We start from the raw sequence: 20,681 nt of genomic DNA, 5'->3' as shown, positions 1-20,681 counted from the left end.
ATTGTGTCCGGATAAAGACTTATCATTAAGGCAGCAGGGGTGCTCCCTACTCCCTGCTCCCTGCTCCCTACTCCCTGCTCCCTTTTCCCTCTTAAAACTTCAGTTGAAATTGCGAATCTGCATCTGTATCCATTCACGATCAACGATGGCATACAGCAACGAATCTTGCCACTCACCCTTAACCCATTCATACTCTCGCAAATACCCCTCCTGTCGCATCCCGATTTTTACCAAAATTCGCATTGAGAGAGTATTTCTCGGGTTAGACGTTGCAAAAATCCGATGCATATTGAGTTGCTGGAAACCAAAGTGTAAGACTTTTCCTGCAGCTTCGGTTGCATATCCTTGCCCCCAATATTGCTTATCTAAGCTATATCCAATTGAACCTTCTAGCTTGTCTGGATTTGTTATGGAAAGGCGACAGGTACCAATGAATTGTTTGTCATCTTTTAAAGTGATTGCTAAAGTAAAATGCCGACGGGGTTGTTGGCGTTGTAATTTAATTTGTGTTTGCAAAAATAACTTGGTATCTTCTTCACTGTTAGGACCAAACGGCAGATAGTGAACAACTTCTGGATCACAGGCGTAGTTATGAATTCCTTGCCAATCTGATTTTGTCAAATCCCTGAGAATAAGACGTTGTGTTTCTAGCGGTAGATTAATGTTCATCACTTAAGTAATTATTATTTGTTAATCGCTATTTGCTAATCGCAGGATTCACGATTCGCGATTAGTCATGAGCTAAGAACTGCAAAATTCATTTGGCAAATTCTGTACGGAACTGATTTACCACTTTATCTAGTCCCACTGAATGCGCTGCCTTAAAAAGAATCCTATCACCTTCTTGTACAAAAGTCTTTAAAGAGGCAACTAAATCTGCATGAGTTGTAAAACACATCTGAGAAATTCCTTCGGCACTTTTGGCCATGGCTAAAGCATCTTCTCCATCCACCAATACTAATAAAGCATCTAAATTTAATTTTCGCACCGCTTCTCCTACTTGCTGATGTAACTGGTGCGATCGCTCTCCCAATTCCTTCATTGCACCTAACACAGCAATTCGTCGTTTTCCTGGTGTCTCTGCCAATAAGTGTAACGCCGCTTGCATAGCTTCTGGTGCAGCATTATAAGTCTCATCTAAGATTACTACATCATTGAGCAAAGTAAAACGTTGCGATCGCCCCCCCGGCATATCAACCCTCACACCCGATTTCAAACACGACCAATCAATACCCAGCACCTTTGCCACCGCTAAAGCTGCCAAAAAGTTAGTTGCATTGTGTCGTCCAGGTAATGGTAAAGGCAATTGCATTCCTGTCACTTCCAACGTCTCACTATCAATCAAATTCCCATGAATATCGCCACCAGAAAAGCCATAAGTCAAAACTTCTCCTTGCCAGACTCTCGCTGCTGTTTCCATCAATAGCGGATTATCATAATTAAGAATTGCCACACCATCTTTGGGCATTTGAGCCAGTAACTCACATTTTGCCTCAGCAATAGCCTCCTCTGAACCGAGTAACTCAATGTGCGCGGTTCCCACATTAGTAATTACACCAATAGTCGGACGCGCGATTTGTGTCAGTTCAGCAATTTGCCCCTTTCCCCGCATCGCCATTTCAATAACGGCGAAATCATGTTCTGTACTCAATTGCAACAGTGTTTTTGGCACGCCAATTTCGTTATTGTAATTTCCATAAGTCTTGAGGACTGTTCCTTTTGTGGCTAAAGTTGCGGCAATGAGTTCCTTGGTTGTGGTTTTACCCACAGAACCCGTAACCCCAATCACTGGAATAGAAAACTGCTCACGCCACCACCTACCAATTTTTTGATATGCTTCGAGCGTGTCTTTGACTTGTAAGACGGGAAATTTAGAATTCTCGTATTCAAAATCAACGATCGCAGCCATTGCACCTTTTTCTATTGCCATTGGCACAAAATCGTGTCCATCAAACTTTTCACCGCGTAAAGCCACGAATACTTCACCCCTGCTGAGTATACGGGAATCTGTTTCGATTCCACTGCTGAAATTTGCCAAAGCAGCTTCAGATAAGTTTGCTGCTTTGGCACAAAGAACTTCAATCAGTTGGCTTAAAGTGGCTGAGAAAGGCATAAGCAATTCAAAATCCAAAATTCAGAGTGAAGTCGCGAAGAAAACAACCTGCTTGCAGGTTGTCTAGCCCCTTATTGTATGCAAATGAAATGCCTTACAGCATAACACTTAGAGCTTTTGGATTCCAAAATTTCTCGTTTAAATTCAATAAGACAGCCCAGTCAGTCGAGTGTGGGAGTGTGAGGGTGTGGGAGTGTCGGTAAATATCCTTCCCTCCTCAATCCAATGCCTTGATTTCACAACTCAAGTAGGACTGCAATATTATTATTTGCTGACAATATAAAGTTAAGAGATTTAATATTTTTATATATTTTTATTAAATTTAGATTCAAAACAACTTTAAATACAGTGAAAAGGTATATAGGATTCCTCCGCAGATTTTTGCTCAGCTAGGTACAGTTTATGTTAGGGGTTCGGGTGTTAAGCTTTCCCTTTTTCCTACCTCAACGAGTTCGTTCATAAACCAAACCGGATTCTTATATGGTAAGCGTGCTGCTTTGAGGATTTCCCAAAACAGGCAACGGGTTCGGCACTCCGCCCTTACGGGTTAACCGACTTGTAGACGCCCACCAGAAGGCGAACCGTAGGGTAGGAAGTGCCGAACCCGTAAGGGCTTTTGCGTTGGGCTTTCACGTAGGGTGGGCTATCCCCGATTTTTAACTAACATCACCTGCACAATTTGTATAGCGATATAACCAGAGATTCCCAAATCTTGAGACAAATCGTTTAAAAACTCAAGCTCTTCTTGAGGAGAAACTCCATCGGCTAAAACCAAATCGGTGGCGATCGCAAAAGCTGTTTCTCGCAAGTCGTAGGGTAAAGATTCTTTGGCTGAATGAAACAAAGCATTTATGCCTTCCCACTTGAGGATATTCAGGAGTTTCTCAAACATCCTGTTTATTTCATCGTTGGAATAATATCTGAAAAGCTTCATACCCGACAGCAGTGACAAAATACCACGTGCCTGCTCATCAGAGAGGTTTCCATCTGAGGCTGTTGCAGCCAAAGCAATTGCTGCAATTGCTTCTGGTTGACTCAGTGCTTCTTGAACTTGGCTTTCTCCACCAAACATTTTGTCGAATAGACCCATTACAGTTTACTCCATTGCTAGCGTCTCGATCGCGATACACTTACTCGTACTTGGGAAGTCATTGTGCGACGCTGTGAGACTTCTATATGTTTCAGTGTTCCCAAGATTCCTTGCTAGCGAACACTTAAACTTAATGGTTTTCGACAAAGAATAAATTTTTGACTTCTTATCAACCCAACCTTACCTTACCAAAGCCCCTGTACTGATAGCCTTTACAGAAAAACGACTCTTAGTGAAGTCGTCTTGTGTCTAGGCGAATACCTGTTTTTTCCATAGTTTCAATAACTGCCAAACCTAAGCCAGAAAAGACCATAAGTAGCACTACCGAACCCAAGAAGGCGTTTACGAGCATTTGAAGGGCTTCATCGAAAAAAATATAACTAGTCATTGTTTTGTCTCCCGAACTTATAGAGTGCTAGTACCTATTTATTTCTCCACACCGTGATTGGCATTTTCCGCCCATAGAACACTAGCATTTGCATCTTAACAAAACTTTAGCTCTTTCATAACGAAAGTTAGATTTTTTCTTCTTGAAGTTCAGATAAACTTTCAGTGCTGTTTTGTTAAACTAATTACTAACGTGAATAACTAATAGAAAATTATTTTCAAAAAGTCTATAGAATTTATTCTTGAAATGAGTAAACTTAGTTACATAATTACTAGTAAACATAACGATGTCGGATGTTTTGTAGCGCTTTTATAACCGTTGCCAGGTAGATATTGCTGGCGAAGTTTATCAATACGAAGTCACCTCTACGACTTTATTTCTTTCTCAACACATCAAAAATATGATGAGCCATTTCTAATTTGGAACAAGGAGAAATTTCTATTCTTTGTCCTTGTTTATCCAAAAATATGGCTCGATTATTATCACTTCCAAAACCGCTATCCACTTCATCGATAGGGTTAGCAATAATCGCATCCAGATTTTTACTGTGCAATTTCTCTAGTGCTGGTGTGACAATATCCCCTGTCTGGGCTGCAAACCCAATTAATTGTTGATGTGGTTGTTTGAGACGTGCCAATTCTCCAACAATATCCGGTACTGGTTCCAAAGGTAAAGCTTGCGGAAGCGATTTTTTTGGCAACTTCTGTTGACTGTATTTCCGTGGCTTGACATCCGCCACCGCTGCCGACATGATAATCATATCTGCATTCGGTAAGTACTCCAGCATACTTATTCGCATTTGGTCAGCACTCACTACAGAGACTGCTTGCACTCCTAATGGTACATCCCAACTCGCCGGAGCATGTATTAATGTTACGCTTGCTCCTCGGTGCAGTGCTGCTTGTGCTAAAGCTAACCCCATTTTTCCTGTGGAAGGATTGCCAATAAACCGTACTGGATCAAGATACTCTCGTGTTCCCCCTGCACTAATCAACACACGCTTACCTACCAAATCTCGCTTCCCAGCGGTGTGTAACAAGGATTGAACATAAGTAATAATCTCTGGGGGTTCTGCCATTCTACCAGCACCAACGCGATCGCACGCCAATAACCCCGATCCTGTACACATTCCATGAAATCGATTATCTGTTAATACCTGTTGCCAATTACGTTGCACCGCCTGCTGTTCCCACATATCAGTATTCATTGCTGGCGCTAGCAATACGGGACAAGTGGAAGCCAAAACAGTATTTGTGAGCAAATTGTCAGCCATACCATATGCTAACTTTGCTAATGTGTTTGCTGTTAGAGGTGCAATTACAATTAAATCTGCCCACTCACCTAAATCAATATGTAATGGACGAAAGTGAGTTGATTGCCAAAAGTTTTCATCTGTATAAGCTGGATGACGGGAAAGTGTTGCGAGAGTCAGAGGCGTAATAAATTTTTGTGCAGAATTAGTGAGAATAACTTTTATCTCCACTCCAATTTTAAACAAAGTGGAAACAACCTCACAGATTTTATAGGCGGCGATACCGCCGCCTATTGCAATCAGAGCCCGTTTCTTCTGAAACATCTACGCCTCATCGTAGGGTTCTAAATCTAAGAGGTGAATATATGATTCAACTAACTCTGGACGGGCAAAAGCGATCGCTCGTAGTAAATGCCAATCATTCAAACCCTCAAAAGCATTACTGTAATTATCCTGCTCCAGACGTGTCGCTAACACTTCCACCTCTTGTGGAGTGATGGTAGCAATTTCTCTTTTAGAAATGCTTAGAGTTTTCATAGTGCTTGCCCCTCCCATTAGCAGCATTTGCATCCAGCATGGGTTGAGTTGCGCTTGACGCAGCCACCCAATATATATTACTCACTTACGAGCGATAATTTCGTAAAAATTTTGAGGATTTCTCACAGAATTCGTAAAAATTTGCTAACCCAAATTAAGTAAAGACAAATTTCCAGTATTTATGCATTGACAACAACAAAATTTCGTAACAACTCTAGCATTTCTGGTCGGATTTCATGACCCATGTCAAACTCATAGTATTCTACAGCGGCTCCCAGAGATTCAAGAGTTTTTCGTGCTGAAACAGCAGCTTGTAATGGCACAACTGTATCTTGTCTTCCATGCATAATAAGAACAGGTGGTAGAGACGCCATATTTTGCGTTTTCACACTTTCTATGTCTTGATGTAAATAACCACTTAAAGAAACTAAACCTGCCAGGGGTAACTTTAATCCTACATCTAAAGTCATAGCCCCGCCTTGAGAAAACCCGCTCAAAATTGTCCGCGACAAAGGTACACCAGTGCTATTTTCTAAAGATTGCAACCAACCTGTTAGTAGCTGCCTACTTTCTACTAACCCTTGATACATATTTTCCATCTGAAGGTCATACCACGCTCTCCCAACAGAGGAATTAGGATGAGGAAAAGGTGCATTCGGAAACAGAAACTGATAATCTGGCAAATTAAAAAACCGCGATAAAGACGCCACATCTTCAGCATTGGCACCCCAACCATGTAAAGTGACAATTAAACCCTTTGGTGGTTGCCCTGTTGTTGGAGGTACACTGATAAACTCTAGAGTGTTAGTCATTAGTTATGAGTCATTGGTCATTGGTCATTGATCCTTAGTCATTACAGATGACGACGGACAAAGGACAGTCAAGCATAAAAAGTATGTAATGACAAGAGAAAAATTTTGCATCAGCAGCAATACTAAGCACTCCAGTGGCATAAGGGCACAATTGAGCGGCGGTAGACAACCTTTGCATCTCTACCAATATATCTCTTCTGTCCGCTGCAACACGGTTATTAGGTGGCGTTTTGCTGCTACTTTACTAGGACTCTGCCAAAGAACACCACGAACAATCTGATTATTGAAATTTTCATCAGCTAGGAATCGTACCATTTTGAATTACCTATGCTGATTTCGTCTAGCTAGTAAGCGCTCACGTATTCCAACTGGGTTAAAACGTTGTTCAGCTTCTTGTCGGATCATTGCTGCTTGACGTTGACGTTCTAAGAGATATGCATCAACTTCAGCTTTATGTCTGAGGTAGTAACCAAGGACTGAGTAAATATCTGAGAGTTGCAGCGAAGTATATTGCTCACTAATTTCTTCTGCTGTAGCCCCTTCAAGAAAAGCTGTTACAACACCATTGCCATCAACTTCTAGGGGCGTAGGTTCAACTAAAATAGCTAATGTCATATCGAATTAATACCTTCCTCTTGAACTCTGACAGACTAATTTGAAATGCTGCCCCAACCCAGAAACTAAGCGACCTAATGTTCTGCTTCACCCGCCGCAAGTAACCTCAGACACTCACAAATAACCTTCGAGGGTCGGGTGCAAGCGGGTTGTTATGCGGCGGTTCCACACTACATCAACACCAAAATACTTTCCGTTTCGCTACTTTTGAATTGAGTGATCGTATCAAAATTATCTCTCAATATTTGAATAATCTTCGATGTTGGACTGTTACCAATACGAAGATAAATAAACTTGGGTGGATGACCATAAAGCAAACTGCGCTGATGGAAGTCGGAATCTTTGGAAACAATCACAAAATCATTCGCCTTTGCATGTTCCCAGATAACTGTATCATCAGTATTTGTCAGTCCTAAAGTTTTGACATGCTCAGAATTAGGATACAAATCGACAATCCTGTCAATGATTCGGTCTGATAGGTTTTCATCCAATAGCAGTTTCACAGGGATGCCACAAACAACTTTCTCTCACGATCAGCTGCAAAAGCAAGACAAGCTTTGATATCTTCTAAGGTGAGTTCAGAAAAATCTTCCAAAATTTCTGCTTCGGTCATCCCACCTGCCAGATATTCCAAGATGTCGTACACGGTGATTCGCATTCGCCGAATACACGGCTTGCCACTACGCTTTCCAGGCTCAATTGTAATGATGTCTTGGTAATCCATAACGTGACAGTTGGTAAAAATATTCGCTTACATCCATCATATTGAGAAGTTTTGTTTCCCAATCACGAACATCGTACACCGCTAAAACTTGTTTGCGTCACTACATATAGCTAAATCCAACAATAAATTCTTCTTCGCGTCCTAACCTTACGCGCAATTCGCAGCTACTCCGCAGGAGCTACGGCATGCCGCTTTGTGTCTACCTGCCTTGGCTGTTTATACAATATGTATCTGCACTAACTGTATTAACACCAAAGGAAACCCAGGAAATATGGCGCGTCTAGCACTGCTGAGTGTATCTAACAAAACAGGATTAATTGACCTTGCTCGTAGCTTAGTAGAAGAATTTGACTTTGAATTCATCAGCAGTGGAGGAACAGCCAAAGCACTGAAAGATGCAGGGCTACCAGTCACAAAAGTTGCTGATTACACAAGTTCTCCAGAAATTCTAGGTGGTCGAGTTAAAACTCTACATCCTCGGATACATGGCGGGATTTTAGCACGGCGAGATGTACCCGAAGACATAGCAGATTTGGAACATAACCAAATTCGCCCGATTGATTTGGTTGTGGTGAATCTTTATCCTTTTGAAGAAACTATTGCCAAACAAGGTGTAACTTTACCTGAGGCGATCGAGCAAATTGATATCGGTGGTCCTGCTATGCTCAGGGCAGCATCAAAAAACTTTGCTCATCTGACAATTTTATGCGACCCGGCGCAGTATGAAGAATATTTACAGGAAATGCGCACCTCAAATGGCGAACCATCCCCAGAGTTTCGTCAAAAGTGTGCCTTAAAGGGATTTTTGCATACGTCTAGCTATGATCAGGCGATCGCCACATACCTGAGTCAGAATCTTAGCAAAGAGGCGGAATCACCTCAACAGTACACCCTTGCGGGCAAACAATTACAATCTCTCCGTTACGGCGAAAATCCTCATCAAAGTGCAGCTTGGTATGAAACTGGTACAACTTCAACTGGATGGGCAGCTGCTACTAAACTTCAAGGCAAAGAACTCAGTTACAATAACTTGGTTGATTTAGAAGCCGCACGGCGGATTATTTCTGAATTCACCGATACGCCAGCAGCAACAATTATCAAACATACGAATCCCTGTGGTGTCGCCTTGGGACATACCATTCAAGAAGCTTACCAAAAAGCATTTAACGCTGACTCTGTTTCTGCTTTTGGTGGAATTGTTGCACTAAACCGTCCGATTGATGCTGGAACTGCTACTGAGTTAACAAAAACGTTTTTAGAATGCGTGGTTGCACCAAGTTGTGATGCCGAAGCACAAGAGATTCTGGCTGCTAAATCAAAAGTGCGAGTCTTAATTTTACCAGACTTGAAGAGTGGACCCAAAGAAAGCGTAAAAGTCATTGCAGGCGGTTTTCTGCTGCAAGCCTCAGATGATGCGGTTGCAAATACTAGTACATGGCAAATCGTCACCGAAAAGAAACCGACTGATGATGAGTTAGAAGAATTGCTGTTTGCTTGGAAAATTTGCAAACACGTTAAGTCTAATGCGATTCTTGTGAGTGGCGATCGCACGACTTTGGGTGTGGGTGCAGGTCAAATGAACCGTGTTGGCTCAGTTAAAATTGCCTTAGAACAAGCTGGGGAAAAAGCCAAAGGAGCAATTCTCGCCAGCGATGGATTCTTCCCTTTTGATGATTCAGTCAAAACAGCAGCCGCAGCCGGAATTAAGGCGATTGTCCAACCAGGGGGAAGTATGCGGGATCAAGATTCCATACTCGCGGCTAATGAACTGGGTTTAGTCATGGTGTTCACGGGTATCCGTCACTTTCTACATTAGACTTCGTGGCAGTTGTTGGGAACGCTTAACAGAACCTCGTAAAATCCACTTTTGCAATCTTGTCTATTGAAGAAGCTCTACAGCGAAGGAGCACCAGGAGCACAGGGGGCGGGGTGCATGGGAGAGGATTACTCCCTACTTTTTCTTTATCTCCCTACTCCCTTCTCCCCGCTCCTTAGCTTCTTCCTTGATGCCTCTATGTCTTTCTTTTTACACATTTATGTCCTAAGAGGGATGTCAAATTGTAAGTAACTCATAAGACATAGAAAAAAATCCCGACTCTATGTCTTAAGACAGTAGAGCAGTTGCACAAGTGTCACCCTTTAGAATTGTGATCTCATTTAACCTGTGATATTGTTTATATGGTGTGAGGAGTAAGTTGAAAACAAAAAGCGCTTGAAGTCGAAACACGGCCAGACGTTCAGGCGCTTTTTGCTTTGCTAAATTCAACACAGAAGGTTCAGTTTTCAAAGTGTCACCTAGGTTACTTGCTCTTTGACAAAGTCAATGTTATTTTCTAGGAGTGTGTGTGAGGAGCAAGTGTAAACAAAAAGCATTTAGGATGGAAACACGGTAACACTCCTGAGTGCTTTTTGTTATCTTTTTTATTGTGTAGGTGTGATCAAGCTCTCATTTTTACAAGTTGCTACGGGTGAGCTTCTTCTGCATCTTTAAGCTCCGTAGGGCAGTGCTAAGCAATTCAAAATTTAAAATATGCTTTACTATGCCGTTCATTAGAACTCGTGGCAATCGTGACAATTGCCACGAGTTGGGTAAAGGGGTGCATGTTAAAGGTTAAAGGGTTTTTATTTTCCCTTACCCCTTCTTTCTTAACCTTTTCCCCGACTTCTGCCACGAAGTCTATTAATAAGTTAGACAATCTTGGACGGTATTTGAAATCAGTGAATAGCTATGGTAGCTATTCACTGATTTAATTATTTTGGTTTGATAAGTTTCTAGAAACTTGCCATCAATCAGTAGATTTGTTTTAGTGAGAAAACGTTAGCTTTTCAGTACCTCGGTTTTTTTACTGAATTTGATACGAATTCTCATCCTCATTAATTTACAAAAATTTCCTGAGATCTTCGATTGATTTCCTCAATTACTGTAGCCATCTGAGTCAATTTAACAGCACACAAACCAGCTAAAAGTGCCAGATCTATATCGTTCACCACATCCTGATATTGGGGATTAAAAAAGCCTTTTTTATCATGCAGTTTGGAAATTTCAAAACTAAGTTCAAGCAAAGCCCTAGAAAGTTCCGTTTGCTCTCGAATAGCATACCCACAAGCCGTGAGAAGTCCGGCTAACTCTGGGTAACTCAGAGTATCTACAATGTCTACAATTTGGTTTACCATAGTTGTGGAAATCCATTTCTAATGGGTTTTACGGAAACTTGAGAAGCAACCTTCGGATTGGTGTCTGGTGTTGCTTCTCTTTTTCAAATTCCTTGAAAGCTTTAAGCTTTCCTTTGTTAATTGATTGTATCTTTTTCCAAAAGACTGCTGTACAAGCTATTGGGACATTTTTACCTCTTTATTCAGTGTTAGGAGTTGCGCTTGGCACGCTTTGGGCTTAGCGCAAAGTGTCCTGTAGGCATACACTCAATCGCCACTGAATCAATTTTGGTTTTATTCAGTCGCCTCATCCTCCAGGTTGCAAAGTTCACATCTTGCACCAAGCCTCAAGAAGTGAGAACAAGGGCGTGAACAGCTATGGGAGGCTCATATCTTGCAGCTAACAAGATAAATCATTCATAGATAGATAAATAAATGTATGTAAGAAAGTGACATTAGAAACCAGAACACTCCTCAGTATATTGAAGTATTTTATATAACTTATTTTTAGCATAATACTACGTAAAAAGAAAGAGGTGTGAACTCGTGGTACTCAACGAAACAAACCTTAGTCCAGAGCGAGAAATGCTTGAAGACATCCTCGCAATCCTTCACTGCTTCAGCAGTAATAAGCGTGGGCAAATAGTGATGTGTTTTTTATTCCAGAATAAACAGCCTTTTTCTGAAGCGACTCCTGAGTGCGATCTCGTCGAACGTGTCTACAGCGTTGTTGCCTTTGGCTACCTGGCGCTTGTCCAGAATGATTGGCATGATTTTTGCACACGCTAGATAGAGAAAGTGAATTTTGATGCAGAAGTCAATGAACGTACTAAACCATAGAAATTTGCTCAAGAAAGCGGCTATTTTCGTAGCAGTCAATAGTGTTACCATTACATCCACATGAAAATCGGCATTTACCTGTTCATCATCGTCGGGGGTCTCCTCCAGTCCTGCGGCGCAGCTATGAACGCGCAGCTTTATCGCTCGTTGAAAAATCCGTGGCTCGCCTCACTGGTTTCTTTCAGTCTCATCGTCGCCTTTTTTGTTTGCGCCGTCGCCGTTGTTCCGAAGCCGCTACCATCCTTGCGAGACATCCAGCTAATGCCTTGGTGGGCACCGTTGGCTGGGTTAGTCGGCGCGGTGGCCGTGTATGCCGGGCTGAAGCTAGTCGGCGAGGTCGGCACGGGCACTTACACCGCGCTCAACGTCAGCGCTGCGATCATTATGTCCATCGCCATTGACCACTTCGGCCTGTTGCACGTTGAGCCGCACTCCTTCAACTTGATGCGCGGCGTGGGTACGTTTCTGCTGATCGTTGGCGTCACGCTGATCTCGCGCTTTTAGGAGCTAGACCGGCGTCCGTCCTGTGAGATGAAATTTTCGTCTCCCTACTCGCTAGGGAAATTAATTTGATTAAACTCACCAACGTTGTCACCAAAGAAAGCTGGTCTTGAAAACGGAACGTGAAGCCAGTTTCCCTTCATTGCGCTCCTCAACATCTCGGTGCTTGTCAGGCACACCTTATACAGCCAGCCAAACCAAGATAAGGCGGAATGTTAAGCGAATGTGAGAAAAGAAAAGCCAATTGCATCAGCCCATAGCCAAAAGCCCAGTCATAACGACTGGGCCTTAATAATAGACAGTGGAGTTATCTCCACTTTGGCTCAATATAAGAAGTTCAGATATAAGTGGTTAGGTTAATAATATCTACCACCACATGAATACCAATTCCGGAAAAGTAACCATAGATTTTTTAACTTCAAGATTGGAGCAGCTTTGGGTACAATCAGGCAGCAGTGAATAGCAAGGAGGAGAAAAGCTGTGAATGCGACTTATACCGGCAGCTGTCAATGTGGACAAATTCGCTATGAAATCCGTGCTGAACCATTAACTCTCTATTTGTGCCACTGTAAGGAATGTCAGAAACAATCTTCCAGCGCTTTTGGAATGTCCCTCACTGTACCACGGGATGCTGTTGTCGTTACCCAAGGACAACCGAAAGCTTGGACACGTAAAGCCGATAGTGGACGTGAGGTGAGTTGCCTGTTTTGCGGTGACTGCGGAACGCGATTGTTCCATGAGCGGGCTTATAATCGAGAAACCATCAACGTTAAAGCTGGAACGCTAGATGACACAAGTTGGTTACGTCCTGTGGGTAACATTTGGACAAGTAGCGCTCAGCCGTGGGTGATAATTTCAGATCAGATGCTCAATTATGAGGGACAGCCACCGGATCTGCGTCCTTTTTGGGAAAAATGGGCTCAACAGCATTCATGAAACCATAGAAAAACTGTTCCTACTCCTGTTTAACAGTCGCGTATGCCCAATCCAACCATGGTAGCAACGCCTCAATATCTGTCGTTTCTACTGTCGCCCCACCCCAAATCCTGATTCCTGGAGGTGCAGAACGGTAGGATGCGATATCATAAGCAACTTCTTGCTTTTGGAGAAGTTTCGCGATTTTTTTAGCGGATTCTGCTTGCTTCTCTGGACTTAAGTTTGTAAACCAATCATCAACAATCTTGAGGCAAATTGAAGTACAAGAACGGGTTTCTGGCTTCTCTGCTAAGAAAGCTGCCCAATCACTTTGCTCAACCCAACGGGCAATTGTCGCCAGATTTGCCTCACTACGACGAATCAAGCCGGGAAGTCCACCAATGCTGTCTGCCCAGAGTAATCCATCAAGCGCATCTTCCACACACAGCATTGATGGGGTGTTAATTGTATCCCCTTTGAAAATTCCTTCAATAAGCTTACCTTTTTGTGCTAAGCGAAACAGCTTCGGTATCGGCCAAGCAGGTTGGTAGCTTTCCAGACGTTCAACAGCACGAGGTGAAAGGACAATGACTCCATGCTGCGCTTCTCCTCCCAGCACCTTTTGCCAAGAGTAGGTCACAACATCCAACTTGTGCCAGGGTATTTCCATTGCGAAAACGGCAGAAGTTGCATCGCAGATGGTCAAACCTTGACGGTCATCTTTGATCCAATCGCCATTAGAAACCCTAACACCTGATGTCGTGCCATTCCACAAAAACACCACATCATGACTAAAGTCAACTTGGTTGAGGTCTGGCAAACCACCATAAGTTGCCTTGAGAACGTTGAGATTAGGCAACTTCAGTTCGTCTACAACATCTTTGACCCATTCCAAACCAAAGCTTTCCCACGCCAAGATATCAAGGGGGTACTTTCCTAACAGGGACCATAGTGCCATTTCCACTGCGCCTGTGTCGGAAGCTGGAACAATGCCCAAGCGATAATCTGCAGGAACACCAAGAATTGTTTTGGAGCGCTCAATGACTTCTTTGATGCGAGCTTTGCCATCCTCAGAACGGTGAGAGCGACCTACAAAAGCATTTTCCAGCTTGGAAACAGACCAGCCAGGACGTTTAGCACAAGGACCAGAGGAGAAATTAGGAACTCGTGGCTTTGTTGTTGGAGGAGTAAGATGTGGTGACATACAAGGTACTTCAGTTATAGATGCGACCTAGTAGAAGGTCGTAACTCGCTACTACTTTACGCCTTGCTTTGTACCTAGGTCAACAGTCAAAATTTCTGAATTCCTACATATAATATAGATGCTTGCTCGCAATCAACAAAAGTTTCTTTTGAGACCGATTGATTTCAACAGAAGTTTTCTTTGAGACTCATTAAGTTTCAGGCATATCATACCTAATACACTGGTTGATAAATTAGGTGAGTCTGAATCTAACTGATAACTGATAACTGTTACTTCTGCTTCGGGGAAATAACCTCAAACTCGAAAAAACCAATGCGACGGTTATCAATGTAGACTGCGATCGTATGTTTACCAGTAGGATCGCCAGAAGCAACAGTCCAAAAGTTCTCAATGACTCCTTTTTTTGCCGACTGTGTGCGCTTTGTCACTGCTTCCATCCCATCGGCTGATATTAATAAATTTTCACCACTACTTGTACTCCAAGTTTCTGGAAGTTTCGGTAATCGAAGGACTTCTTTCCACGTCACTTCATTTTGCTTGTCTTTAAGCTGAATACGCCATCCGTACTGTTTTCCTTCTTGATGTGGCACTTTCGTTGTAGGCAGAAAGGATATTTTACCGTTGCGATCGTCTCTTAAAACCCCAAACTCGGCTTTTTCAATAGTAATGGTTTTAGTATTGATTTCATTGGAAGATACAACGCCATTGACAGCAAAAGAAGATACAACCCATGATGTTAGCCAGCAAGATGATAGTACTATACCGTAAGCTAAATTTTTAACTCGCATCAGCTTTTGTAAAAAAGGACTTGTTAATTCATATATGAATCAACATCCTTTTTCAGATACAATGCTGACATTTCTACTATAAAGAAGTTGGAAATCGGAAGTTGGAAGTTAGAAGACACTTAAGACTGAATTCTTTGTTATTAAGAGTTAAGCGTTAAGAGTTAAGCGTTCCCTGTTCCTTAGTAACAAGAGCGCACCAGATAACATGACTCTTGCTGCGCCCTCGTCCAAAAATATCAATTAAAAATTAAAAAATATTTTTCGGGGAATTCAAAATTCCAAAAACACAAGGTGGTTAACTTGACTACCCACGAAATGCATTAACCCTGCAACGAGAGCCATGACTATCTAACTTGCTTAACGTATTCCAAGTCAAAGCTTCAATGATACCTTCGCTTTCTAAACAGTGTTCTGCTTGAAAAGCCAAAACTGCAGCCTCAGTTTTGGCTCCAAAAATACCATCAATGGCACCAAAGTAGTAGCCACCAACTTGCAGGGGTTCTTGAACAGCCTTGACTACACTTCCACTACTGCCAAAACTTAGTATTGGCAAGCCAGCAAATCCGTTGCACAAATATGCCCAGGTCTGTTGTCCCACAATCCCATCTATACTTAAGAAAGCAAGACACTGCAAGTATTTCACAGCATCTCTGGTTTGGTGGTCAAAGTAACCTACGGTAGAAACTGACAAAGGAGATACTGAGACAGTATCTAGTTGAGCAAGTCGCCGATTTAAGGCTTTCTGCATTTCTCTAACAATTTGACCACAAGCACCAAATTGTAAGGTTGGTTTCTTTGTAGGGAGTTGAAGTGTTATAGACAGAACCATAATGTCACTTTAAATATGTAAGCATATATTAAGGACTTATAACAGAATCGTTAAAGTTCCCTAACATAACTACGTCAAAAGAAAGAATCTTGTTTTTTGATACCAGTAGTGTTGAGCAATATTTTTTTGCTAGGATCGACCAACTTCAGTTATTTGACTTAACTACTAGCAGATTGCGGAGTATTGCTAGATATGCATCAGATCCGTCTGTCAACAGAGTTTTGGATGTATCTAATTTTCATAATATCTTTCAAAAGATGAGTATCTTTGGCGATTACTCTTTGCTTTTTAGTAGTACAATTGTTCTATAGTAAGAAATTTTGGTCTTGGCGCTGCTTCCAAAAGGACGGCACCTATGAGAAAATCGCCAGTTGCGCCGTGCTTTCATATGGACAATCTCCTGTGAAGGCACTGTGCTCTTGTCTCTATGTCCGTAGGACACAATGAACTTCTAAAAATCCAGTATTATTGAGTACCATGATGACACCACTGAAGAATGCAATTGCTATCCCAGATGACAAACAAGCAATTGCAAAATCAGACTTCGACCAACAATATTTAGAAGAAAGAGCTACTGTGCTCAAAAGCATTGTGGATGATAGTATTTCCTTCCAAATGCTTGCTGATGCGACTGAAACAATTTTGCGTCATGCCTTTTGGTTAGCCAAGCAAAAACAGAAGCGCTCTGTAAGAGAGTATAAAAGATTACTTTTTGACTCTGGTTGGAAGGGTGAAGAAAAAAAATATCTCAAGATTGCAGCAGCATTTCAAAAGTTCTCGCCTCAAGAGTTAGCACAAATTGAACCAAGTACTGTATATCAGCTAGCACAGAATAGCAATAAGTACAAACAAATTATAGATAGGCTTTTAGACTTAACTGCAATTACCCAAGATGCTGTACGCTCTTTGATGAGAGAACCGCGCACTCCTAAAGAAGACAAACCTGAAAAACCAAGTATTTGGCGGCGCACAAAGAATGGCGGGAGGTACTGCCAAATTCCACCAATTCACGAAACTGATGATCGGACTGGGACGACTTTACAAAAGATGATAGATGACGAGGGGTTGAGTGCACAGCATATTGTGGCTGAAGCTGTAGCGCTACGACAAGCCTATAAAGAAGGGCGGCTGACAGTTGTGGAAAAAAACTAACTTAAATTGTCGTGGAAGATGGCGATCTGCTGCTATGCTGCCGCGAAGCTATCGCCTCAATAGTCATGCACCAAACGAGATCCTCGACTTCTGTCAGAAGTTGGGGATCTTGGTTTTAGGCGATCGCACAAGCGGCGGCAACAGCCTCGCTTTCAACTCTCTTTTACCAATATCTTCATTGAGCGCGATTGGCAAAACGAGTTTATCTGCTCAAATTACGGAGAGTACCTGTTTAGCGATCGCTATAATGATATCGAGCTTGAATAAACTCAATTCGGTCATCACTAACTACATAAACAATACGATCTGCTTGAGTCAGACGACGAGACCATGCGTTTGCATCTTGGTATCTCAATCTTTCCGGTTTGCCTGTTCCTTCAAATGGATTGCGTCTTATCTCCTCAACTAGAGATAAAACCCGGAGTGCAGTCTTTTTATTTGTCTCTACCCAATAGGTGAGGTCTTCCAGAAACCTTCGGTCAAAAACAAGGTCACGTTCTAAAATATCCTTTTGAGAAGTTTCAGACTGCGGAAGTTCTTCTGGTTCTAAATTCTCTGACATTGACTTTTTATTCTTCGTCAAGCCCAAACTCCTGACGCAGCTCTTCTATTGTTCTAGGTTGATTAGTTCTTGCTTTAACACGTTCCAAAGCATCTAAAAGACGTGCTGCATTCTCTGGTGACTGAAACAAGTATGCTGTTTCTATGATGCTATTTAGTTCCGCAGTCGGAATGACGGATACGCTTTCAGAACCATCACGAGTCACAACTACAGGTTCACGACCTGTGATTGCCTCGTCATAAATTTTGTCAAAGTTGTTGCAAGCTTCGGTGTAGGTTGTCTGGCTAGTCATTTTTTACTCCTGACTCTCTTTATTCTTTCATAATTTTCTTTCTGAGTCACCCTACAATATGTTCTAGCAAATTAGGTTGAATGGATGAAATAGAATTGTAAATGTTGAGCGCTGGTTTATCAAAGTTAACGAATTTGCTGCTGTCGCTGGATATTAGCAGGATTATTCACGTTGTGTGAAACAATGAAGCGAACTATAGCAAAGATGGATAGCTCCAAGAACAAGTACAAAGGAATTTGCCACCAACGATAACGATATCGAGCAAATCGAATTTTTGATTTTATGTCAAAGGAATGATGTCAAACTTGATAAAAATCTGGGTAAGACATATTTTGGGCGCAATCCCAGATGACTTTGTAACGCTCATTGTTTGGTTTGGAGTCATACCTCAAGACGGTGACAACTTTCGCCATCTGATCTGTTGGCAAAATCTTTTCTAAGCTATCTGCCGCTCGCCTACGGGTGTCTTGAGACTGTGAGGTAGCGATTAAGTTTTCCAAAGCAGCGATCGCACTTTTGTTGCCAACAGCTATTTTCCCTAAGCTCTCTGCGGCTCGCCTACGGGTGTCTTGAGACTGTGAGGTAGCGATTAAGTTTTCCAAAGCAGCGATCGCACTTTTGTTGCCAACAGCTATTTTCCCTAAGCTCTCTGCCGCTTGCCTACGGGTATATTCATCCTGTGAGGTAGCGATTAAGTTTTCCAAAGCAGCGATCGCACTTTTGTTGCCAACAGCTATTTTCCCTAAGCTCTCTGCCGCTTGCCTACGGGTATATTCATCCTGTGAGGTAGCGATTAAGTTTTCCAAAGCAGCGATCGCACTTTTGTTGCCAACAGCTATTTTCCCTAAGCTCTCTGCCGCTTGCCAATGGGTGTCTTCATCCTGTGAGGTGGCGATTAAGTTTTCCAAAGCAGCGATCGCACGCTCGTTGCCAGGATCTATTACATCTAAGCTCTCTGCCGCTTGCCAATGGGTGTCTTCATCCTGTGAGGTAGCGATTAAGTTTTCCAAAGCGTCTATTGCACTCTTGTTGCCAACAGCTATGTTCCCTAAAATCTCTGCCACTTGGCAACGGGTGGATTCATCCTGTGAGGTAGCGATTAAGTTTTCCAAAGCAGCGATCGCACGCTCGTTGCCAGGATCTATTTTTCCTAAGCTATATGCCGCTTGCCAACGGGTGGATTCATCCTGTGAGGTAGCGATTAAGTTTTCCAAAGCAGCGATCGCACGCTCGTTGCCAACAGCTATTTCCCCTAAGCTATATGCCGCTGGCCAACGGGTGAATTGATCCTGTAAGGTAGCGATTAAGTTTACCAAAGCAGCGATCGCACTTTTGTTGCCAACAGCTATTTCCCCTAAGCTCTTTGCCGCTGGCCAACTGGTGGATTCATGCTGTGAGGTGGCGATTAAGTTTACCAAAGTATCAATCGCAGTTTGGTTACCAGGATCTATTCTCCCTAAGCTTTCTGCCACTCGCGTCCGGCTGTCTGGAGACTGTGATGTAGTGATTAAGTTTACCAAAATATCAATCGCAGTTTGGTTACCAGCACCAATTTGCCCTAAGCTCTCTGCCGCTTGCCAACGGGTATATTCATACTGTAAGTCGGGGATTAACTTCGCCAAAGCTGTAATGGCTTTTGCGCGATGCGTCTGCTGCAGTGCTGTCTTTGCTCGTTTTTTAATTGGATCTACAAACGTCTTCCACTGCTTTTCTCTCGTATTGAAATAACCAAAACCCCACTGAACAATTTGCGCCACAACTTCATCGGCTCTAGAACATTCTCCAAATTCGGCAATCCCTGCTGCGGCTAAAAAATAGGCTCGATACTTGTAAAATCCTCTGCATCCGTCCTGAAACTTTACTAATGCCTCTATAAACTCTTCCTTGTGTACTTTTTCCACATCTTCTCGCCCCAACCACAGCAAAATCACCTCTTTCCACTGCGGCTCAAAAATTCGATAAGGCTTAGATTTACCTGTCTTTTTATCTTTTACAAGTTTATTTTTGTGTTCGCGAGGCAAGAAAAAGTCCCAATCATCAATTGCTAGCGCGGCGAAATATTCTTCAAAGGTGGCATGAAAGAACGCATAAACTTTTTCTTTTGATTGGGATTCAGCTGCAATTCCGACATGATTCAACCAATTAAGCCGCAGTGCTTTGTAAAATGGGGAATTCTCATCATCTGGAGCACCTAGCTCCTTTCTAATAAAACTTTCCAGCAACCGGAACCGGGAACCGCCTTCTTTAACATCACGTAGCGCCAAACGTCCCAATGCATTGTTTAATTTCTGTTGTTCTGTAGTGCTAATAGAAAAACGGTTTTGTTTCCATGTGTAGATTTGCTGGACAAACTGCTGGTAAAGTCCCGCCTTTGTCTGTGGTAAATTCCCCTCCTCACTGAGCCAAGTGCTACACAATAGCGTCAACCGCAGAGGATTTTGTACCAAGTCTCGCAAGCGTCCCCGTTCCGGGTTATCCAACTCTGCCTTCAACCGTTCCGCCTTACTCCCCCTCTCCTCACTGAGAGATTGAGGGGTAAGGTTCCGAAACCAATTATCGATAAACTCATGCACCTGCTTAGGATAATCAAAATCCAGTAGGCGATAAGTTTCAAAGGTTTCTAGCGCATTGTAATCCGCTTGCCAGACATTCAGCCGACAAGTAAGCACCACTCGCGACTGGGCGATCCATCCTGTGAGTTGTTGCGCGATCGCCTGCAACGTCTGCACACCCGATACAGCCACCTCATCCACTCCATCCAACAACAACCAGACTCGCCCCTGCTGAATTTGTGTTGTCAATTCTGCTTTCGCCTGAGTCAACTGTGTTGGTGGAACAGCCAAAGAAAGCCAATTGTTGAACAATACCTTCGCCAAAAAAAGAGGATAAATATCTCAATCCCAAAACCTCGACT

General features: G+C 42.6%; 23 protein-coding genes. 5 read left to right on the top strand and 18 right to left on the bottom strand.

Features of this window, described 5'->3' with window-relative positions; genetic code table 11:
- Positions 1 to 99: 99 nt before the first annotated feature.
- The 11 genes from AC5JM2_RS03920 to AC5JM2_RS03870 form a co-directional block, all read right to left on the bottom strand.
- On the bottom strand, positions 100 to 672 hold the full coding sequence (locus tag AC5JM2_RS03920) for a GNAT family N-acetyltransferase (RefSeq protein WP_495833605.1): 573 nt from the start codon (positions 670 to 672) through the stop codon (positions 100 to 102).
- Positions 673 to 757: 85 nt separating this feature from the next.
- Positions 758 to 2,113, bottom strand: coding sequence for a UDP-N-acetylmuramoyl-tripeptide--D-alanyl-D-alanine ligase (locus AC5JM2_RS03915; protein ID WP_495833604.1), 1,356 nt, complete (start codon positions 2,111 to 2,113; stop codon positions 758 to 760).
- A gap of 643 nt (positions 2,114 to 2,756) precedes the next feature.
- Positions 2,757 to 3,203 (bottom strand): tellurite resistance TerB family protein, encoded by a 447-nt coding sequence (locus tag AC5JM2_RS03910; RefSeq protein ID WP_495833603.1) that lies wholly within the window; start codon positions 3,201 to 3,203, stop codon positions 2,757 to 2,759.
- A gap of 229 nt (positions 3,204 to 3,432) precedes the next feature.
- Complete coding sequence (locus AC5JM2_RS03905) at positions 3,433 to 3,591, bottom strand: hypothetical protein (RefSeq protein WP_495833602.1); 159 nt, start codon at positions 3,589 to 3,591, stop codon at positions 3,433 to 3,435.
- Between the two features lie 373 nt (positions 3,592 to 3,964).
- Complete coding sequence (gene coaBC, locus AC5JM2_RS03900) at positions 3,965 to 5,167, bottom strand: bifunctional phosphopantothenoylcysteine decarboxylase/phosphopantothenate--cysteine ligase CoaBC (RefSeq protein WP_495833601.1); 1,203 nt, start codon at positions 5,165 to 5,167, stop codon at positions 3,965 to 3,967.
- Complete coding sequence (isiD, locus tag AC5JM2_RS03895) at positions 5,168 to 5,380, bottom strand: protein IsiD (RefSeq protein WP_495833600.1); 213 nt, start codon at positions 5,378 to 5,380, stop codon at positions 5,168 to 5,170.
- Between the two features lie 179 nt (positions 5,381 to 5,559).
- Complete coding sequence (locus AC5JM2_RS03890) at positions 5,560 to 6,192, bottom strand: alpha/beta hydrolase (RefSeq protein ID WP_495833599.1); 633 nt, start codon at positions 6,190 to 6,192, stop codon at positions 5,560 to 5,562.
- A gap of 180 nt (positions 6,193 to 6,372) precedes the next feature.
- Complete coding sequence (locus AC5JM2_RS03885) at positions 6,373 to 6,507, bottom strand: hypothetical protein (RefSeq protein WP_495833598.1); 135 nt, start codon at positions 6,505 to 6,507, stop codon at positions 6,373 to 6,375.
- 6 nt (positions 6,508 to 6,513) lie between these two features.
- Positions 6,514 to 6,807, bottom strand: coding sequence for a DUF433 domain-containing protein (locus tag AC5JM2_RS03880; protein ID WP_495833597.1), 294 nt, complete (start codon positions 6,805 to 6,807; stop codon positions 6,514 to 6,516).
- A gap of 170 nt (positions 6,808 to 6,977) precedes the next feature.
- On the bottom strand, positions 6,978 to 7,310 hold the full coding sequence (locus AC5JM2_RS03875) for a DUF5615 family PIN-like protein (RefSeq protein ID WP_495833596.1): 333 nt from the start codon (positions 7,308 to 7,310) through the stop codon (positions 6,978 to 6,980).
- Positions 7,307 to 7,531: a DUF433 domain-containing protein gene (locus AC5JM2_RS03870; protein WP_169156073.1), complete on the bottom strand. Its 225-nt coding sequence runs from the start codon at positions 7,529 to 7,531 to the stop codon at positions 7,307 to 7,309. Before AC5JM2_RS03870 ends, AC5JM2_RS03875 begins: the two co-directional genes overlap by 4 nt.
- Before the next feature lie 271 nt (positions 7,532 to 7,802).
- On the opposite strand from AC5JM2_RS03870, the gene purH reads away from it, so the two are divergent.
- Positions 7,803 to 9,347, top strand: a complete 1,545-nt coding sequence (gene purH / locus AC5JM2_RS03865; RefSeq protein ID WP_495833595.1) for a bifunctional phosphoribosylaminoimidazolecarboxamide formyltransferase/IMP cyclohydrolase — start codon at positions 7,803 to 7,805, stop codon at positions 9,345 to 9,347.
- Between the two features lie 1,058 nt (positions 9,348 to 10,405).
- On the opposite strand, the gene AC5JM2_RS03860 is transcribed toward purH, so the two are convergent.
- Positions 10,406 to 10,705 carry a hypothetical protein gene (locus AC5JM2_RS03860; RefSeq protein ID WP_495833594.1) on the bottom strand — a complete coding sequence of 100 codons (300 nt, stop codon included), beginning with the start codon at positions 10,703 to 10,705 and terminating at the stop codon, positions 10,406 to 10,408.
- 525 nt (positions 10,706 to 11,230) lie between these two features.
- Between AC5JM2_RS03860 and AC5JM2_RS03855 the strand changes: the two genes are divergently transcribed.
- From AC5JM2_RS03855 to AC5JM2_RS03845, 3 genes are all read left to right on the top strand, one after another.
- Complete coding sequence (locus AC5JM2_RS03855) at positions 11,231 to 11,473, top strand: hypothetical protein (RefSeq protein WP_495833593.1); 243 nt, start codon at positions 11,231 to 11,233, stop codon at positions 11,471 to 11,473.
- Between the two features lie 111 nt (positions 11,474 to 11,584).
- A complete protein-coding gene (locus AC5JM2_RS03850) occupies positions 11,585 to 12,028 on the top strand; it encodes a DMT family transporter (protein ID WP_495833592.1) in 444 nt (147 codons plus the stop codon).
- A gap of 477 nt (positions 12,029 to 12,505) precedes the next feature.
- Positions 12,506 to 12,961 carry a GFA family protein gene (locus tag AC5JM2_RS03845; RefSeq protein ID WP_495833591.1) on the top strand — a complete coding sequence of 152 codons (456 nt, stop codon included), beginning with the start codon at positions 12,506 to 12,508 and terminating at the stop codon, positions 12,959 to 12,961.
- A gap of 19 nt (positions 12,962 to 12,980) precedes the next feature.
- Here the strand turns inward: AC5JM2_RS03845 and AC5JM2_RS03840 are convergent, their stop codons facing one another.
- The 3 genes from AC5JM2_RS03840 to AC5JM2_RS03830 form a co-directional block, all read right to left on the bottom strand.
- A complete protein-coding gene (locus tag AC5JM2_RS03840) occupies positions 12,981 to 14,144 on the bottom strand; it encodes a phosphoserine transaminase (protein WP_495833590.1) in 1,164 nt (387 codons plus the stop codon).
- A gap of 269 nt (positions 14,145 to 14,413) precedes the next feature.
- A complete protein-coding gene (locus AC5JM2_RS03835; protein WP_495833589.1) occupies positions 14,414 to 14,932 on the bottom strand; it encodes a PM0630 family protein in 519 nt (172 codons plus the stop codon).
- Between the two features lie 304 nt (positions 14,933 to 15,236).
- Positions 15,237 to 15,761: a peptidoglycan-binding domain-containing protein gene (locus AC5JM2_RS03830; RefSeq protein ID WP_495833588.1), complete on the bottom strand. Its 525-nt coding sequence runs from the start codon at positions 15,759 to 15,761 to the stop codon at positions 15,237 to 15,239.
- Between the two features lie 477 nt (positions 15,762 to 16,238).
- On the opposite strand from AC5JM2_RS03830, the gene AC5JM2_RS03825 reads away from it, so the two are divergent.
- Positions 16,239 to 16,913: a hypothetical protein gene (locus AC5JM2_RS03825; RefSeq protein ID WP_495833587.1), complete on the top strand. Its 675-nt coding sequence runs from the start codon at positions 16,239 to 16,241 to the stop codon at positions 16,911 to 16,913.
- A gap of 232 nt (positions 16,914 to 17,145) precedes the next feature.
- Here AC5JM2_RS03825 and AC5JM2_RS03820 read toward each other — a convergent pair whose 3' ends face one another.
- The 3 genes from AC5JM2_RS03820 to AC5JM2_RS03810 all read right to left on the bottom strand — a co-directional run bounded on the left by AC5JM2_RS03820 (position 17,146) and on the right by AC5JM2_RS03810 (position 20,568).
- Positions 17,146 to 17,475, bottom strand: coding sequence for a Txe/YoeB family addiction module toxin (locus tag AC5JM2_RS03820; protein WP_495833586.1), 330 nt, complete (start codon positions 17,473 to 17,475; stop codon positions 17,146 to 17,148).
- Positions 17,476 to 17,482: 7 nt separating this feature from the next.
- A complete protein-coding gene (locus tag AC5JM2_RS03815) occupies positions 17,483 to 17,767 on the bottom strand; it encodes a type II toxin-antitoxin system Phd/YefM family antitoxin (protein WP_495833585.1) in 285 nt (94 codons plus the stop codon).
- A 299-nt stretch (positions 17,768 to 18,066) separates the two neighbouring features.
- Positions 18,067 to 20,568: a HEAT repeat domain-containing protein gene (locus AC5JM2_RS03810; protein WP_495833584.1), complete on the bottom strand. Its 2,502-nt coding sequence runs from the start codon at positions 20,566 to 20,568 to the stop codon at positions 18,067 to 18,069.
- Between the last annotated feature and the right edge of the window lie 113 nt (positions 20,569 to 20,681).

The organism is Brasilonema angustatum (assembly GCF_059505445.1).
The sequence above is the reverse complement of the archived record's forward strand: the minus strand, read 5'-3'. Positions and strand labels throughout refer to the sequence as shown.

Excerpts from the sequence above, each read along its gene's own strand:
- AC5JM2_RS03910 (WP_495833603.1), bottom strand. The coding sequence starts at position 3,203 with ATGGGTCTATTCGACAAAATGTTTGGTGGAGAAAGCCAAGTTCAAGAA.
- AC5JM2_RS03905 (WP_495833602.1), bottom strand. The coding sequence starts at position 3,591 with ATGACTAGTTATATTTTTTTCGATGAAGCCCTTCAAATGCTCGTAAAC.
- AC5JM2_RS03870 (WP_169156073.1), bottom strand. The coding sequence starts at position 7,531 with ATGGATTACCAAGACATCATTACAATTGAGCCTGGAAAGCGTAGTGGC.
- AC5JM2_RS03850 (WP_495833592.1), top strand. The coding sequence starts at position 11,585 with ATGAAAATCGGCATTTACCTGTTCATCATCGTCGGGGGTCTCCTCCAG.
- coaBC (WP_495833601.1), bottom strand. The coding sequence starts at position 5,167 with ATGTTTCAGAAGAAACGGGCTCTGATTGCAATAGGCGGCGGTATCGCC.
- AC5JM2_RS03830 (WP_495833588.1), bottom strand. The coding sequence starts at position 15,761 with ATGGTTCTGTCTATAACACTTCAACTCCCTACAAAGAAACCAACCTTA.
- AC5JM2_RS03840 (WP_495833590.1), bottom strand. The coding sequence starts at position 14,144 with ATGTCACCACATCTTACTCCTCCAACAACAAAGCCACGAGTTCCTAAT.
- AC5JM2_RS03825 (WP_495833587.1), top strand. The coding sequence starts at position 16,239 with ATGATGACACCACTGAAGAATGCAATTGCTATCCCAGATGACAAACAA.
- AC5JM2_RS03860 (WP_495833594.1), bottom strand. The coding sequence starts at position 10,705 with ATGGTAAACCAAATTGTAGACATTGTAGATACTCTGAGTTACCCAGAG.
- AC5JM2_RS03885 (WP_495833598.1), bottom strand. The coding sequence starts at position 6,507 with ATGGTACGATTCCTAGCTGATGAAAATTTCAATAATCAGATTGTTCGT.
- isiD (WP_495833600.1), bottom strand. The coding sequence starts at position 5,380 with ATGAAAACTCTAAGCATTTCTAAAAGAGAAATTGCTACCATCACTCCA.
- AC5JM2_RS03915 (WP_495833604.1), bottom strand. The coding sequence starts at position 2,113 with ATGCCTTTCTCAGCCACTTTAAGCCAACTGATTGAAGTTCTTTGTGCC.
- AC5JM2_RS03835 (WP_495833589.1), bottom strand. The coding sequence starts at position 14,932 with ATGCGAGTTAAAAATTTAGCTTACGGTATAGTACTATCATCTTGCTGG.
- AC5JM2_RS03880 (WP_495833597.1), bottom strand. The coding sequence starts at position 6,807 with ATGACATTAGCTATTTTAGTTGAACCTACGCCCCTAGAAGTTGATGGC.
- AC5JM2_RS03890 (WP_495833599.1), bottom strand. The coding sequence starts at position 6,192 with ATGACTAACACTCTAGAGTTTATCAGTGTACCTCCAACAACAGGGCAA.
- AC5JM2_RS03815 (WP_495833585.1), bottom strand. The coding sequence starts at position 17,767 with ATGACTAGCCAGACAACCTACACCGAAGCTTGCAACAACTTTGACAAA.
- AC5JM2_RS03820 (WP_495833586.1), bottom strand. The coding sequence starts at position 17,475 with ATGTCAGAGAATTTAGAACCAGAAGAACTTCCGCAGTCTGAAACTTCT.
- purH (WP_495833595.1), top strand. The coding sequence starts at position 7,803 with ATGGCGCGTCTAGCACTGCTGAGTGTATCTAACAAAACAGGATTAATT.